Genomic DNA, 19,540 nt, shown 5'->3' with positions numbered 1-19,540 from the left:
AATCTTTGCTTCGGCGAATATATCGCAGCCGTAGCGGGCAAAACCGGTTCACCTTTCCCTAATCTCCAGGGCGCAATAGAATGCGCTCAGGGCAATTGGGGAATCGGCATGACGTTCACAATTTTGACACGAGCTGGCGCGCTATGCGCCGGGTTGGCATTGGTTGCAACGCCGGCAAATGCAGAGACGCTGACCGTGGGCGCACATATGCCGGCGACAACGGATGCTGGGCTCGAGATCGAAACGATTTCTGTCGATACGCTGAGCGGCAGCAAAGGCGCGCAGCTCGCCTATGAACTCAAAGATGCGCTGCAAAAAGCGCGCGCTCAAAATGAGCCGTGGTTTGATGTGATAACGATCGGTGGCGGCCCCGTGGATGCGATCATCCAGGGCAGCGCCAGCATTCAATCCTCGGTTATTGAGTTGGAGCCAAAGGGCGAGCGCAAGTGCGCTGAGAAGGACGATGATAAGAAGTGCGTCCGTTATCGAACGACCTATTACGATTGCAGCCGGACCGAGGTGTCATTCTATCCTGATATCGAGATCATCGCTCAGGATGGTGCCATCTTATATGCCACTCGCGATGAAATGACGCGCAGCAAAGAGGCGTGCACCAATAGCAATTCGCAGGCGTCGATACCAGACATGTCAGATGGGCTCGTATCGAGCTTCGCCTGGCGGGTGAGAACAGCTCTCGCGCCTCGCTTTTTGGAAAGCAAATACCGGATTCTTGAGCGGCGCAAAGGGCTCGAAAAGGCTGATCGCAAGGCATTTAGAAACGCCGTTAAACTGACAAAGAGCGATGAGGATGCGGCGTGTGATGGTTTCAAGGCGCTGGAGGCCAGCAATCCGCAGCAAGTCTCCGTGCTGTTCAATGTTGCGATGTGCCACGAGCGCAATGGCGAGTTTGCGCTCTCGCTTGAAACCTTGCAGCGAGCCTTGGCGATTGAGCCTCAAAAACTGATGGCGCTGGAATCTGTAGACCGTGTTGAAGGGTGGATGCGCGCAGAAGATCAACTCGCGGCGCGCACCGAAATTCTGAATCGGCGCTATGCTGATGTCGAAGAACCGAGTGATACCTCCGAAGGTGGTGGACCGGCTGAAGGCGGATAGGCACTATATCTGCACATTGTAACTGAGCAGGTGTGCGGTACGAATAACCGCTTATGATAATCACCCGCCGCTCTGTTGTTCTTGGCTCTATGGCCGCCGCGATATCGAGTTCGCTGCCGTTGAGTGCATGCGCTCCGGGACCGTCTAAGCCATCCACCACAACGCGCCTGCATGTGCTCGGCGCGATCCATTCCAGGCACCGCACCAGCACCAAATATTCGCTCGGCGTTCTGCGTGAGGCGGTCCGCCGGGCAAAGCCGGATGTGATTATCACCGAAATTCCGCCAGATCGGCTCGAGGCTGCGAAGGCCGGGTTTGCTGAAACGGGCGCAGTGACGGAGCCGCGAACCAGAGTTTTCCCCGAATATACTGATGTCATTTTTCCGCTGAGCCGCGAGATGGACTTTAAGATTCTGGCTGGCGCGGGCTGGACACAGGCGATTGCGGATGACCGCCGCGACGCGCTTAAGCAAATCGAAAATGATCCAGCCAGAGCTCAGCAATGGGCTGAGCATTTGGCCGCTCGCAGGCAGTATTCTGTAGAGCTGGCCGGACGCGGCGATGACCCTAAATTCATCCATACATCGGAATATGACGCCATCGTAGAGCGCGCCCAGACACCTTATCAGCGCTATTTCGACGCGGATCTGGGCCCAGGCGGATGGACGCAAATTAACCGCGCGCACAATGACTTAATCAATTTGGCGCTCGATTCCATTACCGGCAAAGGGTTGCGTGCCCTTGTAACTTTTGGAAGTTGGCACAAATATATGATTGCGCGGTCCGTGGCTGCGCGCAGCGATATTGAATTGCTCGACACCCGGGCGCTGTTCGATTGATGCATCCATCACCGCTTGGGACGGGCAATCTTCCCCCCTTGCACTCATGCGCGCCGTTCATTAGGGCGAACGCGAGTTTTACACCCCAAAATTAAGAGGGAACATTATGAGCGATACTGCCGACCGCGTGCAGAAAATTGTTGTCGAACACCTCGGCGTAGAGGCCGATAAGGTTTCGCAAGATGCGAGCTTCATCGACGATCTGGGCGCAGACAGCCTCGATATTGTCGAATTGGTTATGGCTTTCGAAGAGGAATTCGGCGTCGAAATCCCTGACGATGCAGCCGAGAAAATCACCACTGTTGGTGATGCGACCAAATATATCGAAGGCAATAAGGGCTAATCAGCTGAGGCTGACGGTTCGCATCTGCGCGCCGATCATTCCATAGCTTTGCCAAAATCACAGGCCCGCGCCCCGAAGTGGGCGTGGGCCTGTAGCGTATTTGAAAGGCCAAGAGCCTCGAAAGGACTGCAATGCGCCGTGTTGTCGTTACCGGTTTGGGCCTCGTCACGCCTCTGGGGGCAGATGTCGAGACCGTTTGGGCGAATTTGATTGCTGGGGAGAGCGGGGCTGGGCCAATTACCAGCTTTGATGCTTCCGATCAGAAATGTCAGATCGCCTGCGAGGTCAAAGGCAAGGATCACGAATACGGATTTGATCCTGACAAGCGTGTTGATGGCAAGATCCAGCGCCAGGTTGATCCGTTCATTGTTTATGGCATTGATGCCGCCGGTCAGGCGCTAGAAGATGCTGGCCTCGAGGACATGGACGATGCGCTGAAATTGCGCACCGGTTGCTCGATTGGCGCCGGGATCGGCGGCCTTCCGGGCATTGAAAAAGAGAGCGTCAATCTGCATGAGCGAGGCCCTGGCCGGGTCAGCCCGCACTTTGTGCATGGCCGCTTGATCAATCTGGTCACCGGTCAGGTTCAGATCAAATATGGCTTTATGGGCCCCAATCACGCTGTTGTGACGGCTTGCTCCACTGGCGCGCACTCAATCGGCGATGCGGCCCGCATGATCATGCTCGACGATGCCGACGTCATGCTTGCAGGCGGCGCGGAAAGCACTGTGAACCCGCTGGGCATCGCAGGCTTCGCTCAGGCGCGCGCGCTCAACACCAGCTACAACGACCGCCCGACGGAGGCGAGCCGACCTTACGACAAAGACCGCGAAGGCTTTGTCATGGGTGAGGGCGCCGGCGTTGTTGTCCTTGAAGAATATGAGCACGCCAAGTCACGCGGCGCGAAAATCTATGCCGAGGTAACCGGCTATGGCCTCTCTGGCGACGCCTACCATGTCACTGCCCCTCATCCAGAGGGCAAGGGCGCAGAGCTGGCTATGCGTATGGCGCTTAAGAAGGCGGGACTGTCCGCTGGCGATATCGACTATGTCAACGCACATGGCACATCGACTATGGCAGACACGATTGAGCTTGCCGCGGTAAAACGCGTGCTCGGCGATGATCTGGGCGGGGCCTCGATGAGCTCGACCAAATCGGCCATTGGCCACTTGCTGGGCGGTGCGGGCGCGGTTGAGGCTGTGTTCTGCGTGCTCGCAATGCGCGACGGCATCGTCCCGCCGACGCTCAACCTTCACAATCCTGACGATGGCACAGAGGGGATCGATCTCGTTCCGCTCACCGCGCGTAAGCGCGACGTGCGCGCCGTGCTAAACAACAGCTTCGGTTTTGGTGGCACCAATGCCTCGCTCGTCATGCAAAAGGTCGACTGAGGCCGATGAAGCGGCTCGGCCTGATCGCTGGCCTCATTTGCGCGCTGTTTCTGGCGGCGGGTGTCTATGCGGGCAGCCTTTATCTTGGCTCGGCCACGGTAAAGGTTGAAAGCAGTTTCATCATTCCGGCCGGCGCTTCGCTCAGCTCGGTTGCGCGCAAGCTTGAGGAGGAGGGGCATATCACCTCTTCCGAAGGGTTTGTGATGCGTGCGCGCCTGTTCGGCTCTCGCGATCCGATCCAAGCGGGCGAATTTATGCTGGCGCCTGGCATGACGCAGGGACAAATCCTATCGACCTTTCAAAGCGGGGATGTGATCCGGCGCTTTGTCACCGTTCCAGAAGGCATGCCCTCGATCCTCGTGCATGAGCGCCTGATGGCTGAAGAGCTGCTGACCGGTGAGATTGAAGTCCCGGTCGAAGGTTCGATCCTGCCAGACACTTACGATTTTGAGCGTGGGGAAAGACGGCAAAAGGTTGTCGAGCGGATGCAGACGGCGATGGACCTGTATCTCGCCGAAGCCTGGGCAGAGCGCGGCCCAAATATCGCGGTTGATACCATGCGAGAGGCACTGATCCTGGCGGCCATCGTCGAGAAAGAAACGGGCAAAGCGTCCGAACGCCGTAAGATCGCTGGGCTCTATTCCAACCGGGTCAAGACAGGGATGCTGCTGCAAGCGGATCCGACGATCATCTATCCGATTACCAAGGGCAAGCCGCTTGGCCGCCGGATTCGCCAGTCTGAGATCGCGGCGGTCAATGGCTACAATACGTACACGCGCGTCGGATTGCCGGTCGGGCCGATCACCAATCCGGGCAGGGAAAGCATCGCCGCCGTGCTAAACCCGGACGAGACAAGCGCGCTGTTCATGGTGGCGGACGGGACCGGCGGCCATTGGTTTGCCGAGACCTTGACCGAGCACAACGCCAATGTTGAAAAATGGTACGCGATCCGCCGTGAACGCGGTGAGATGTAGCAGCAGCGTGCATTTGAGTGTGCCCAGTGCGACGTCTCAGAAAGCGATTTAGGACATGGCTCGTCCGTTCATTGTCACTGCCGCTTTGCCGCCTGAGATCGCTTCTTGGGCCGAAGGATTGCGGCGTGAGCATTATCCCACCCATCGCAACCATTTGCACGCGCATGTCACCATGTTCCATTCCTTTGCGCCTTCCTTGCTTGACGAGCTGAAAAGCTACCTGCCGCGCATCGCAGCGGAATATTCGCCGCTCGAAGGGCGCGTTACCGGGGTGATGGATCTAGGGAAGGGCACAGCCATCGCCCTTGAGAGCCAGCAATTGCTCAGCCTTCGCGCAGAGATTGCCGATCATTTCCATGGCAGTCTGACGGATCAGGATCTGTACGAGCCGCGCCCGCACATAACGATCCAAAACAAGGTCACGAAAGAGGAGGCGCGCGCTTTGCAAGCGGCCCTAGCTCTGGAGATAGAGCCGCGCAGCTTTACGTTTCCTGCGCTGGAACTGCACCTCTATGAAGGTGGGCCGTGGACTTTTGTAAAGCGCGCAGCCTTTCGCAGAGCGGCGCGCCGCTGAGTAGAGTGCCAGTTCAAGCGCAAACAGTGTCAAACAGGTGTTGACCCGGGCTCTGCCCCCGCCTAAACGCGCCGCCTGCGGTCCGGGCGAAAACACCCTAGAGACCAGCCAGACTTTGGTTTGGCGGAGTAGCTCGGCTGGTTAGAGCAGCGGAATCATAATCCGCGTGTCGGGGGTTCAAGTCCCTCCTCCGCTACCAAACCATGGAATACACCCGCACAATTGTTTGATGAGCCGAACTGTCGCGCTTGCGGGCTTTCCTGACAGGAAAATCGCACTGGCTTGACGAGTTTCAGCGCCTCACCACATCGGCAGAAAATGCCGCGCGTTTCTTGGAAGCATTCTCAACCATCGATGTGCGGAATGATTTGGCGAAGGTTCAATGCCGGACACTGGTTGTTCACAGCCGCGGGAACATGCGCATTCCGTTTGCGACAGGGCGGTCCATCGCATCGCGAATTCTGGGTTTGCGGCTGCCCAGCGTTGAGAGGCCGAATCACTTGCTGCTGGGCCGCGAATCGGTTTCGACTCGATTCGCCCAAGAGGTCCAAGATTTTCTGAAATCCGGCTGAAAATCCAAAAAAAGCCCATTTTTCGCAAAAAAAGTGGCCAAAAACGCAAATTACAACGCTTTTTACAACGCTTTTACAACGCTCATTACAACGGTCGCCTGTCATCACTGATCCATCTGGAAGCCAATTGTTGGCTGCCAATGAAAGGGTCAGACATGCAAGACACACCAACCAAACGAGCGGCATCGACGCCGCAAAGCGTTACAGCGAGCCAGGCGCGGCCCAAAGAGCCCAAAGCGGAATATTCCCTGTCTGGCGGCTTACTTCAGCGGCTGCATGGAATGAACGCGGCGCTTGCTTTCACATCTTACCAGTCTGGATTGCTTTATATGCTGGGCAGCAATGCTCAGGGCAAAGCGCAGCTTCACCAATCAGGAATGCCAAAGCCGATGGGTTTGTGTGCGGATGGCAATGGCCGTCTGGTTATGTCGACCGGTGCGCAAATCATGCGCCTGGAAAACGTGCTCGGGCCTGACGAGCGGATCAACCAAACGTATGACGCCTGTTTTATGCCGCGGACACATTATGTGACCGGGCAACTCGACGCGCATGATGTTGGCGCGATGGCCGATGGTTCTATCGTGTTCGTCAACACCCGCTTTAATTGCCTCGCCAAGGTGTCTGAGCGCCATTCATTTGATCCGATTTGGAAGCCTGAATTTATCAGCGATATCGTTGATGAAGATCGGTGCCACCTCAACGGTTTGGCGATGCGCGATGGCGCCCCGGCCTATGTCACGGCGGTCTCCAAATCCGACACAATCGATGGCTGGCGCGATCGCCGCGCCGATGGCGGTGTGGTGATCGATGTTAAGTCCGGCAAGATCGTGTGCGAGGGGCTGTCCATGCCGCATTCGCCGCGCTGGCATAATGGCAAGCTGTGGGTGCTGAATGCGGGCACGGGCGAGCTTGGCTATGTCGAAATGCCAAAAGGCAAGGCGAAGATGGGCAAGTTTAAGCCGGTCGCGTTTTGCCCCGGCTTCCTGCGCGGATTGTCGTTCCACGATGGCTTTGCCTTCGTTGGCCTGTCGCGCCCGCGCTACAAACGCTTCGAGGGGTTGGAGCTTGATGAGCGCCTGAAGAAGGCCGACAGCGAGCCATGGTGCGGGGTCCAGGTGATTGACCTCAAATCGGGCAATTGCGCCGATTGGTTCCGGATCGATGGCGACATTGGCGAACTTTATGACATCGAACTGGTCGAGGGCTTCCGCTGTCCCATGACTGTGTCGCCCAGCTCTACGGATGCGGCGACATTGCTCACCTTTGACAAGCTCAAAACCTAGCCAATCAAGCATCAAAACACCGCATTTTTCGCCGGGCCGATCAGCTCAGCAGCAAACCATTCAAACAAGAATTCGCGCTCAACAATCAGCAGCGCATCGAGGGCAAAATGACACAAGCAAATAACACGAATTCAAGCGCACTGAAGCTCAACAACGTGGCGTTTGGGGCGAACAATTTTCTGCGCTGGAGCCGGTCAGCCATGCTGCGGGGCGGACGTGTCACAAAGTTCAAAGGAATTGCAGCGAGTTTCTCTCCTGAGCTTGGCCTGGTTTGTCCAGAGTCAAGCCCAGAGGCAGTCGGCGGGCAAGGATCATCGACCCTTTCTCTTGCCCGCCGATTGCTAAAATGGTCCACGGCTCCGGCTGCCTTACTCGCGGCAAGTTCGCCCGCATTTGCTCAGGCGCAGGATGCGTGTGTGGAGATCACGCCGAACAATTTTGTGTGCCAGGATAATGGCGATCCAGCGACGACCGAACAGGATGTCTCTGACGGGATCGGTAACGTTCCGGTTATAGCGGTCATTGAAGATGGGTTTGATATTGTTACCTCTGGCACCGGTCAGCGCGGCCTTACTGCCATATCGGCTCAAGGGATCACCATAACGCTGGCTGATGGCGCGCAAAGCACGATCATCGGCGGCACTATCGGTGTACGCCTCGACAACGAAGATAATGGCGCGATCAACGCGGTTCTGGGCAATGTCACCGGCGGAGCAGAGGCTGGTATCTCCATTATCAACACGGCCACGCAGGGCGGAGGTGTTGCGCTTGATACCACAGCGGGCGACGTCACTGGCGGCGAAAATGGCATCGAAGTTCGCACTGGCGGAGCGGGCGATGTGACCATTGTCACAGCCGATGTCGATGGTGAGGGCGGTGATGGCATTGACGCTAGAAACTCCGGCACTGGCGGCGATATCGTCATTGACACCACCGCTGGCCCGGTAACAGGTAGCCAAAACGGCATCGATGCGATCAATAGCGGAACTGGCCTAACCAGAATCACCACAGCCGACGTCACTGGAGAAGCTGGCGATGGCATCGATGCCCGCAACGAGGCCAGCGCCACTGATCTTATCATAGACAGCACCGCTGGCGCGGTGGCCGGCATCACAAATGGTATCGATGTGTCCAACGAAGGCACCGGTGACACCAGGATCACCACTGCGGATGTTACCGCGTCAAACGACGTTGGTATTTATGCGCTCCAGTCCAATTCTGACCTTATCATTGATAGCAGCGCAGGCGCGGTAAGCGGCGGCTATGCTGGCATAATCACCCGAAACACTGGCGCAGGCAGCACAGCGATCACCACGGGCGATGTAACGGCCAGCGACGGAAATGGCATTTTCTCAACGAACTACGGCGTTGACCTTAGTATTGATAGCAGCGCAGGCGCGGTCAGCGGCAGCGCTGATGGCATTCGCGCAAGAAATTACGGCACGGGTGATCTTTCGGTCACCACAGCTGGTGTCACGGGCCAGGGCGGCAATGGCATTTACGCCACTAATGAAGCGGCTGCTAGCAACCTCACTATCGATAGCGCCGCAGGCGCGGTAACAGGCAGCCAAAACGGCATCGATGCGTCCAACGAAGGTGTTGGAAACACGACCATCACCACAGCCGATGTCGACGGTGAGGCTGGCGACGGTGTCAGTATCGAAATCGACGCTCCAGCCGGTGAGATAGTCTTGGATACAACCGCTGGTGCAGTGACCGGCGGCCAAGATGGTATCGATATTGGCAATTTTGCAGACGCCGCCAACGCCGCCATTACTACCGGCGATGTCACTGGTCTGTCTGGGGATGGCATTCGTGTATCTGACAATGGTGAGGATTTCGACGGCGGTGATATCGTCATCAACTCTGTCGCTGGCACCGTTTCTGGCACAAATCGCGGCATCTATGCGGACAATCGGGGAACAGGTTCGCTCTCCATCACAACCGCAAATGTGAGCGGCGGTGATACTGGCATCGAAGCGCGTTCTTCAGGCGCAACGACCGACATTTCGATCGACAGCAGCGCGGGCACGGTTATTGGCGCACTCTACGGCATCGATGCAAACAGCAACGGTACCGGCGACACCTCCATCACGACCGGCGATGTTTCCGGCCTCAACGGAACTGGTATCCGCGTTGAAACTCAGCGCGGTAGCGGCGACCTCTTGGTTGACAGCACAGCCGGGAATGTTTCGGGACAACAAGCTGGAATAGGTGTGGCTCATCGCGGTGAGAACGCGACAATCCGAACCGGGAATGTCTACTCTGCTGGCGGCGCGGGTGTTGATTTCATCTCGGGTATCATCGTGGGCGCAGTTTCGGTTGATACAAGCGGCGGAAGGATCGTCGGTCAGTCTGACGGCATTAAACTCTACTCTGGAACACGTTACGGCGCTTCGATTGTCACAGGCGATGTAGAGGGCACTGATGGCAACGGGATTGATGCGGAACTTCGCGGTGAGCTTGGTACCGGAGCTGACCTGACGATCGATAGCAGCGCGGGCAGCGTAACGGGTGGAACCAACGGGATTTTGGCGTCGCACGAAGGCTCAGGTGTTCTTTCTATCACGACAGCCGATGTGACTGGCCTTAGCGCAAGCGGAATTGATGCGACCAGCTTTACCGAAGGGCTTTTCATCGACAGCGCCGCTGGCACTGTTTCCGGAAACAGTGATGGTATCTCAGCGTTCAATCGTCGCGATGGCGTGTTGTCTATCACCACGGCCGACGTCACTGGAGCGACTGGCGATGGCATCAATGCCCGCAACGAAGACGACGCCACTGATATCATCATCGATAGCAGCGCGGGCGCTGTGGTTGGCGATGATAATGGGATTTTTGCGCGCAACAATGGCACGGGCGACACCGCCATCACGACTGCCGATGTCGATGGCGAACGCGGCAACGGCATTGACGTAAGGAACGCAGCTCGCACCGGCAATTTGTCTGTCGACAGCAGCGCTGGCGCGGTGTTCGGTGAATACAGTGGCATTGTTACCCAAAACAGGGGCAATGGTGCGACCACGATTATCACTGCGGACGTGGATACTGGCGCTGGTGAAAGCGGCATTGTCGACGGGATCAATGCAGTAAATGACACAAGTGCAACTGATCTGACGATCGACAGCAGCGCGGGTACAGTGACGGCCCAAAATAACGGCATTTTCGCTCGTAATAATGGCACTGGTTCCGTTACGATCACTACCGCCGCAATTACCGGACAATCTGGCGCCGGCGTTGATGTTATCAACAATAATATTGGTGGTGAGCTTGTCATCGACAGCACCGCGGGCGCGGTAACAGGCAGCCAAAACGGAATCGAAGCGCGCAACGATGGCTCAGGCGCGACAACAATCGCCACGGCTGATGTGACCGGCTATGGCGATCATGGAATCAGGGCTTATAGTTTTGGCACTGATCTGGTCATAGACACTACTGCAGGCACCATCGTTGGGACCACCGACGATGCCATTTACGCCAGAAACTTTGGCACCGGTGAAGTTATCATCACCACGGGCGATCTGAATGGTGATGACTATGGCGTCTATGCTGGCAATTCAGAGGATGGCACCAATCTTACTGTCGATACGAGCGCTGGTTCTGTCATCGGAAACTCTGATGGCATCGTGATTGACAATGACGGCACGGGCTCTGCGACGCTGATCACGGCCGATGTAACTGGGGTTCTCCGTGAGGGTATTGAGGCATTTAACGAGGGCACCGACCTCACGATCAACACCGCTGAAGGCAGCGTCTTTGGCGACGATTATGCTATGTTCGTCCGTAACAGGGGTTCCGGGGTTCTCTCCATAACGACAGCCGACGCGACCGGCGCCACTCGAGACGCGCTTAACGTTGAGAATTATGGCACCGATCTGCTGATTAACACAACGGCAGGCACGGTATCCGGCGGTAGGGACGGGATTGAGGCCCTCAACTACGGCTCTGGCACCACCACGATCGCCACCGCCGATGTGACGGGCTCCACAGGCTACGGCATCTTTGCGTATTCAGGTGAAAGCGGCAGCGGTCTTTCGATTGACAGCACGGCCGGCGCTGTTTCTGGCGGCACTGTTGGGATTGTCGCTGACCATAGAAGCTATGGCGGTTTATCAGTCATCACGGGCGATGTGACCGGCGATACTGATGATGGGATCAACTCAAGTCTCGTCGAAGTAGGCGATGCTCACACAATCGACACCACCGCGGGCACAGTCACCGGCGCCCTTAACGGCATTAACGCTTTTACAAACGCAAATACTGGTATCGTCCCACAAACGACGATCAGCACTGCGGATGTCACCGGTATAAATGGCGACGGCATCTATGCGGAGGTCACAGGGGATGCAGGTGACCTCACTATCGACAGCACCGCTGGCGCGGTAACAGGCAGCCAGAACGGCATCCGCTCGCGCAATAATGGCTCAGGTGCGACAATAATCACCACGGCGGATGTTGCTGGCACCGGTGAAATCGGCATTCTCGCTGGGATCAATGCAGTAAATGACACAACCGCAACCGATCTGACGATCGACAGCAGCGCAGGCAGTGTAAACGGCCAAGCCTTCGGCATTTACGCGATCAATTACGGAACGGGCCAAACAAGCATCACAACTGCAAATGTGAATGCCGATGGCGTTGGTATTGGGGCGCTATCTTACGGTACGAGTGGCTTCACGATCGACAGTACTGCGGGTGCGGTTCAAGCGGGTAATGTTGGCATTGCCGCGCTTCATTTTGGGACTGGCGATCTCACCATCACGACAGGCGATGTCACAGGCGAATTTGGAGACGGGATCATCGCTTACAGCGAGGCGGTCTCTGGCGATATCATTATCGACAGCTCTGCTGGCGATGTGACCTCACGTGAGGAAGGCGTTACCGCGGTCCACAGTGGTTCTGGCGCTATATCAATCACCACTGGCAATGTGACCACCACTGATGCCGTTGCGGTCTTAGCTTATGCGTACGCGGGTACTGACGGCATTCTGGTCGACACCAGTGCTGGTGCAGTGATGAGCGGCTATCGCGGGATTGAAGTGCGTAACGAGGGCAATGGTGACACTGTGATCATCACCGCCGATGTGACGGGCGAACGTAGATTTGGTATCCTCGCTACACACGAAGAAACTGCGGGCGCTCTCACAATCAACACATCTGCTGGTGCAGTAAGTGCATCTTATATCGGCATTTCAGCCGAATCCAGCGGCACGGGTGATGTCGCGATTACAACGGCCGATGTGACGGGCACCGACGATTCTGGCATACGGGCCACTATCAATAATGGAGCCACCGGCGATCTCTTGATCGACAGCAGCGCGGGTGCGGTATCGGGCGGGCGATCGGGCATCAACGCCACCCAAAATGCGGCTGGTGATCTTGCGATTATAACCGGCGATGTGACCGGTGACACCAGAGACGGTGTGTTCGTCTATGCTGGATTTGCATCGGGCAACGTAACCGTCGATACCTCTGCTGGAGCAGCCTTCGGTGACGATGAAGGCATCGACCTGACCCATCGCGGAACTGGCGATGTGACAGTGACTACCGGCGATGTAACTGGCGCGACCAATAGTGGTGTTAGCGTCAACTCAAGCGGTGCCACGCAAAACATCACAGTCGATACGGTACTGGGCACTGTTTCAGGCTATGGCAACGGCATTTCGGTCTCCCGCAGTCTAGTTGATCCCGATGCGGCGGCGACTTCGATCACGACTGCGGATGTGACAAGCGCAAATGCATCCGGCATCCGCGTCAATTTGAATGACGGCACTGATCTTACCATCGACACAAGTCTTGGTTCAGTTTCTGGCAGGTCCGAGGGGGTTTATGTTGCGAGTGATGTAACTGGCGTGGCGAGCATTGTGACCGGCAACGTCACATCGAGCGAGCGCGATGGCATCAATGTCTCCCACAGTGGAACTGATCTTGTGATCGACACACTTGCAGGCGCGGTCACAGGCAGTGCTGACGGTATCAACGCCCGCAACAATGGCACCGGCGATACCAGCATCACCACAGCTGATGTGACCTCCGACGATGGTTCGGGTGAAGGCGGCGATGGGATTGATGCCTCCAACGGCCTCAGCGCAGGCGCTCTCACTATCAATACTGTTGCTGGCGCGGTCAGCGGCGATACGAACGGTATCAATACCTCCAACGTCGGAAGCGGCGCCTTGTCGATCACCACCGCCAATGTCTCAGGCGCAGGCAGCGACGGGATTAGGGCAAGGAACTTTGGTACCGACCTTTTGATCGATACAACCGCAGGAGCGGTTAGCGGCCAAGGATATGGCATTCGCGCCGAGAACGAAGGCACTGGCATCACCTCGGTTGTCACCGGCGATGTCACCGGGGTTACGGGCTTCGGGATTGACGCGAGCGATGACGGTGAAGGCACTTATGGCAGTGACGTAATCGTCAATTCCACTGCGGGCAGCGTCACAGGAGCTTTCGGCGGGATCTTCGCTGACAATCGCGGCACAGGCGATCTTTCGATCACCACTGCCGATGTCACCGGGACAAATGGTGACGCCATCAGAGCGCAGAACTTTGACGCCAATGCCGGAGCGATCAGCATTGATACGACGGCGGGCGTTGTCACTGGCAGTTCTGACGGTATCGACGTCAGCAACAATGGCACTGGCGACACGGTTATCACGACTGGTGCGGTAACTGGTGAAGGCGGCTATGGTGTTGATATTTATCATGGGGAACTTGCTGGTGAGCTGATTATCGACACCAGCGCTGGCCCGGTCATAGGTGGGCAAGACGGAATTAACGCGCGCAACTATGCCGAAGGACAGAATGCGACAATCACCACCGCCGATGTCACTGGTATGGCGGGCGATGGTATCAACTTCAGGGACGGAGGCGAAACCGTGTATGGCGCTGATATTGCGATCAACACGGTTGCAGGCACCGTAACGGGTGCGACCAACGGCATTTATGCAGAAAACCGCGGGACAGGCGACCTTTCCATCACCACGGCTAATGTAGATGGCGAAGCGGGCGATGGGATTTTTGCTCTCAATGCTGATGCAACCACGGGCGCCCTTACTGTTGACACCAGCGCCGGTGCGGTCGTTGGCGGTGAAGACGGTATTAATGCGCGCAGTTTCGTGACAGACCTTACCACGATCACCACGGCTGATGTCACAGGCAGTGACGCAGGCGTTCTTGTCGAGATTGAAGAGGGGGCAGGCGACGTAATCGTCAACACGGCACAAGGCAGCGTGAGCGGCGGCTCCCTAGGGGTTGGTGTCGATAAGGACGATGATGGCGCTGGCGATGTGTCAGTGACCACTGCGGACGTTACCGCCAGCGATGAAGATAGTTTTGGTGTCATTGTAAATGGCGGTGATGGCAATGTTACCATCGATACGACCGCAGGTGCGGTGTCGGCAGGTGGAATTGGTGTCGCAGGGAACAGCAGTGGTGATGGGGTTGTCTCCATCACAACCGCAGATGTGTCGACATTTGGCAATATAGCCGTCGTTTACGGGTTTGCAGTGGCTGGCATTGGTTACGGCAGCGGCGATGTTATCATTGATACCACTGCGGGCAGTATCGATGCGAGCGTTGATGGTGTGGCTGGGTCGGCTAACGGTGGTTCAGTCTCTATAACTACGGCCAATGTGGATGCTGCTGCGGGATCAGGCGTAACCGCTTATGCTGAGGGCGCAGATGTTACGATTGACACCACTGCAGGGACCATAACCGCAGGTCAAAATGCCATTGCGGTGAACCATCAGGGGACAGGTTCTGTCTCGATTGCGACAGGCAGTCTAACGGCAACGGGCGGCGACGGGGTGAACCTGACGACGGATGCGGATAGCGACACGCTGGTCATCGACACGAGCGCCGGCGCTGTGGTTGGCGGCAATCGCGGTATTTACGCCAATCATGCAGGTTCTGGTGATCTGACCATTACGGTCAGCAATGTGACGGGCCAGGGCGCAGAGGGTATTCTGGCCTCAACGTCGCAAGACACCGCCAATATCTTTGTCCAAGGCGGCGAAGGCATCGCCAGCAATGTGATCGGCGCAACAACCGGTATCGCAGCATCGACAGAGGGCGCGGACATCACCGTTACGGGGCTCGACAGCGTGACCGGCCAGGCGGGCGATGCGCTGAACCTTGTATCGAACGGCGGCAATATCGCGGTCAGCGACATTGGCACGATCACAGGGCTTGGCGGCAATGGCATCTTTGCCAATGCGGACACCGGCAATATCACGATCGACAATGTTGGCCTGTTCGGAGGGATCACTGCGACCGATGGCGTGGGCATTGCGGCCTATGCCGACAATGGCGGCGCGATCACCATCGGCACCTCGGGCGAGGTTTCGGGCACGACATATGGCGTGGATGGCTCTGCTCAGGGCGGGACGGGTGATATCACGATCAACACCACCAATTATGCTGTGAACGCAGCGGTCGGTATCCGCGCGGTCAATCTGGGCAGCGGGAACACCAGCGTGACGACTGCGGATGTCACCGGCACAGGCGGCGAAGGCATTAACGCCTCGGCCTCTGGTACGGATGTGGTTGTGAACTCCGTTGCAGGGACCGTCACGGGCCTTACCGATGGGATTACCGCTGCGAATATGGGCAGCGGCAGCACCGCCATCACGACCGCAGGGGTCACCGGGACAACGGATGACGGGATTGACACCTATAACGGGTCCGACACTACTGACCTGACAATTGACAGCACCGCTGGCGCTGTCACCGGCGGCGATGATGGGGTCTATGCAGCCAATAACGGCTCCGGCGCCACCACTGTTACCACGGCTGATGTAACCGGCACCGCTGGCGATGGCATTGATGTCATCGGCCGCGGGACAGACCTTCTCGTCAACACGACGGCTGGCACGGTCACAGGCGGCGAAGATGGCATCAATGCATCCAATAACGGAACGGGTACGACCACCATCACGACGGCTGATGTGACCGGGCAAAACGGCGCTGGCATTCAGTTTGGAACGGGTTCTAATGCTGGCGACATTGTCGTTAATAGCAGTGCGGGGTCTGTTAGCGGCTCAACCGAAGGAATTCGGATCGCCAATTTCGGTACTGGGAATGCGACACTTGTCACCGCCGATGTAACCGGGGCGTCTGGTGAAGGCATTTCCATCAACGATGATGGCGAAGGCGGCATTTATGGCGCTGATATGACTGTCAACACCACTGCCGGAACGGTTACTGGCAATTCGCGCGGTATCTATGCGGACAATCGCGGCACAGGTGACTTAACGATCACAACCGCTGATGTGATCGGCACGACGAATACTGCCATTTTTGCGAGCAACCAAGCTGGCACTGGCGATCTGACCATCGACACTTTGGAAGGAACCATATCCGGCGGCGAAGATGGCATTGATGCACGCAACAGGGGCACTGGTGCATTGTCGATCACGACCGGTGATGTGACGGGTGTAGAAGGTGCTGGTATCGCGGCACGCAACGAAGCAACCGCCACCGATCTCATAATCGATAGCTCGGCAGGAGCAGTCGCTGGTGCGTCGAATGGTGTGATCGCCCAAAACTATGGAACTGGCTCCACGTTTGTCACCACGGCAGATGTGTATGCGCTCGATGCTGGCGATTCTGAAGGAGGCGGCATCGGCATTTTCGCCTCTACTGGCTCGGACGGACAAGACCTGATCGTGGACAGCACAGCAGGTTCAGTGAACAGCGCAGACACCGGCATCTATGCCCGCGGGAGCGGGGCAGGCGAAACCTCGATCACGACCGCAGACATTGTCAGCGAGAGCGGCAATGGTATCTTCACCCGTGCCTACGGCACTGACCTCACGATCGACAGCTCCGCTGGCTCAGTCAGCGGCGGGTTGCGCGGAGTCTTTGCATCTAACGCAGGTGAAGGCGATCTGACGATCGTAACCGCCTCCGTTACGGGAGGCAGCGATGCGGGCATTTATGCTATCAACGAAGGTGGCAGCCTTAGCGTGGACAGCAGCGCAGGTGCAGTCATGGGCGCTACTTATGGCATCACCGCTGAACACACTGGAACCGGTGGATTAAACATCACCACAGCCGATGTGACCGGAACGGCTGCGATTGGCATTCTGGCGACGAGCACGGGCGGGAGCATCGACGTCAACAGCAATGCTGGCGCAGTGACCGGCGCGACTATCGGTGTTCAGGCGCAGCAATCGGGCGCCGGCGATATCACCATGCTGGTGAATGAAGTGACCGGCGCGGTTGGCATTGATACCAATGCAACCAGCGGTGCGACTGAGATCACGCTTGGTTCGACTGCGATTGTTACGGGCACGGCGGGCTTCGGCATTGATGCACGCTCAACTGGCGGTGCAATCACGGTGCGAGGTTCCTCGGGCAGCGTCACTGGCGCGGCCGATGGTATTTATGTGCGGCCAACCACGGGTGATATTACGATCGCCAATATCGATCTGGTCGAAGGGCTCGCAGGCGATGGCCTTGACCTGCTCACGGCAGGCGGCGCGATCACCGTTAGCGACATTGATGCGGTTATCGGCACTAGCGGCAATGGCATCACTGCGACGACCACTGGCGGCGTGATCGATATTCAGAACGCTGGCGATATCACTGGCACGGTCTCTGGTATCGCGGCGACAACCTCGGGTGCTGGCACAATCGGTATCATTGTTGGCGGCGATACGGCGGGCGCGCAAAACGGGATTGATGTCTCAAGCGCAGGCGGCGCGGTTTCCATCAGCAATACAGGCGCATTGAGCGGCGGCGACTTTGCTGTCCTCGCCAGTGGAGCGGACACAGGCGTGATCACGCTGGACAATGCTGGCACACTCGCCAGCGCAGTGCAGCTTTCCGCGAACGACGACCAATTCCTGAACTCCGGTACGTTCAACGCGGCGGGGATCAGCGACTTTGGCGAAGGCGAGGATACACTCACCAACTCCGGCACATTGTTCATTGCGGCCTCAGCTCAGTTTGACCGTTTGGAACAATTGCAAAGCTCCGGTCTCATCGATCTGTCCAATGGCCGCGCCGATGGGGTGCTTTCCATTGCGGGTGATTTCGCCGGAGATGGCGGGGAGCTTAGCCTCGATGTCAGCTTCGCTGCTGGTACGAGCGATTTCCTGACGATCAACGGGGCTGCAACCGGCAACACCGGTCTGGTGATCAATGTCGTCGATGGCGATTTCTCGCTCGGCAATGACGTTGTCGTTGTTGATGCTGGTGCGGGCACAGAGGCAAGCGCCTTCAGCGTGGTGGCAGACGCGGGATCGGCCACACCGTTCCTCGCCTTTGAGCTAAATTTCGATGCGGCAACAAACGACTTCCTCGTCGCAATCGAGCTTGAAGAGCGTGTGTTTGAAAGCACCAAGATCGCCGAGGCGGCGCAGGCTCTTTGGTATCGCAGCGCCGATGCCTGGGCCGACCACCGCGCCTCGGCACGCTTTGATGGGTCTGATGCTTCGCCTGCATGGGCGGTCGCTTATGGCTCCGTGGCTCAGCGCGATGAGCAGTTTGCCGACCCAACCGGAATTGGGCTGGCCGATACCAATCTTGATTACGAGCAGGATTTCTTCGGCTTCCAAGGCGGCGCGGATCACAAGCTCAGTGACAATCTGACCCTTGGCGTGACTGGCGGCTATCTCAGTTCCAGCTTCCGTCAGGATCTCACCGGCACCCGCGCTGTGTTCGATGTGCTCAATATCGGCCTGTCGGCCTCGCTTGAGACGGGCGGCTTCTTTGCGGACGCATTGCTCAAATATGATAGCATTTCGGGTGATTTGTCCGATCCGGCACAGGGCGGTTTCACCGGCCAGCTTGATGGCCAGGCCTTTGGCGCGCGGATCGATGCGGGCTACCGGATTGGCGGCGAGCGCTTCTATATCGAGCCGCGCGTTAGCCTGGATCTGCAACGCACGGATCTGGACGATCTCATCGTCGATGCGGCAAGCTTCGAGTTCGACAACCTCGATGGCCTGCGCGGCGCCGCGGGCATTCGCCTCGGCGGCTATGGCAAGACCGGGGGTAGCACTAGGATCGGCTACTTCCTTGATGCCAGCGCCGTGCGCGAATTCAGCGGCGAGGCAGACGTTCGCTTCCGCGTATTGGGCGATGTTGTTGACTTCCAAAACAACCCGCTTGGCACCTATGGCCACGTCGAGGCCGGGATCACACTCGATGGCGAAGGGCCGATCTCTGGCTTCTTCCAAGTCGAAGGCGACGCCGGCTCAAATTACTCCAGCTTCGGCAGCAAGGTGGGTGTGAAAATTCAGTTCTAAAGCGGGAGCCCAGCCGGCCGCAGAACTGCAGGCCGGCTGGGCGCCAATGCTAAAAGAACGCAAGGGGTGCGTCCAATCGGCCGGGCCAGCTCTGTTCCCAACAAATGAGATATTTGCTCTGGATGGGAAAGCGAGCAAACGATCAAATCTGACCTTCAAGACTATTCCACTGGCACACCATTGTGCGTTGT

The 19,540-nt window shown here is 57.4% G+C and carries 8 protein-coding genes and 1 tRNA gene; all 9 read left to right on the top strand.

The genetic code is table 11. From position 1 onward, the window contains the following. The first annotated feature begins 108 nt into the window (after positions 1-108). On the top strand, positions 109-1,113 hold the full coding sequence (locus AC0V6M_RS00045; RefSeq protein WP_486136836.1) for a tetratricopeptide repeat protein: 1,005 nt from the start codon (positions 109-111) through the stop codon (positions 1,111-1,113). Positions 1,114-1,166: 53 nt separating this feature from the next. Then, entirely contained in the window at positions 1,167-1,952 is a 786-nt protein-coding gene (locus tag AC0V6M_RS00040; RefSeq protein ID WP_486136834.1) for a hypothetical protein, read from the top strand. Between the two features lie 106 nt (positions 1,953-2,058). Continuing rightward, the gene (locus AC0V6M_RS00035) at positions 2,059-2,295 is read left to right on the top strand and encodes an acyl carrier protein (protein ID WP_472639148.1); all 237 of its coding nucleotides are present in this window, start codon (positions 2,059-2,061) and stop codon (positions 2,293-2,295) included. Positions 2,296-2,426: 131 nt separating this feature from the next. Next, the gene (gene fabF, locus AC0V6M_RS00030; RefSeq protein ID WP_486136833.1) at positions 2,427-3,686 is read left to right on the top strand and encodes a beta-ketoacyl-ACP synthase II; all 1,260 of its coding nucleotides are present in this window, start codon (positions 2,427-2,429) and stop codon (positions 3,684-3,686) included. 5 nt (positions 3,687-3,691) lie between these two features. After that, complete coding sequence (gene mltG, locus AC0V6M_RS00025) at positions 3,692-4,660, top strand: endolytic transglycosylase MltG (protein ID WP_486136832.1); 969 nt, start codon at positions 3,692-3,694, stop codon at positions 4,658-4,660. A 55-nt stretch (positions 4,661-4,715) separates the two neighbouring features. Next, the gene (locus AC0V6M_RS00020) at positions 4,716-5,234 is read left to right on the top strand and encodes a 2'-5' RNA ligase family protein (protein WP_486136831.1); all 519 of its coding nucleotides are present in this window, start codon (positions 4,716-4,718) and stop codon (positions 5,232-5,234) included. Positions 5,235-5,356: 122 nt separating this feature from the next. Beyond that, positions 5,357-5,433: transfer RNA gene (locus AC0V6M_RS00015), tRNA-Met, on the top strand. Positions 5,434-5,961: 528 nt separating this feature from the next. Continuing rightward, entirely contained in the window at positions 5,962-7,089 is a 1,128-nt protein-coding gene (locus tag AC0V6M_RS00010) for a TIGR03032 family protein (protein WP_486136829.1), read from the top strand. Positions 7,090-7,196: 107 nt separating this feature from the next. After that, positions 7,197-19,349 (top strand): hypothetical protein, encoded by a 12,153-nt coding sequence (locus tag AC0V6M_RS00005; RefSeq protein ID WP_486136827.1) that lies wholly within the window; start codon positions 7,197-7,199, stop codon positions 19,347-19,349. Positions 19,350-19,540: the final 191 nt, after the last annotated feature.

The sequence above is a fragment of the Erythrobacter sp. JB3-1 genome (genome assembly GCF_057364995.1).
The sequence above is the reverse complement of the archived record's forward strand: the minus strand, read 5'-3'. Positions and strand labels throughout refer to the sequence as shown.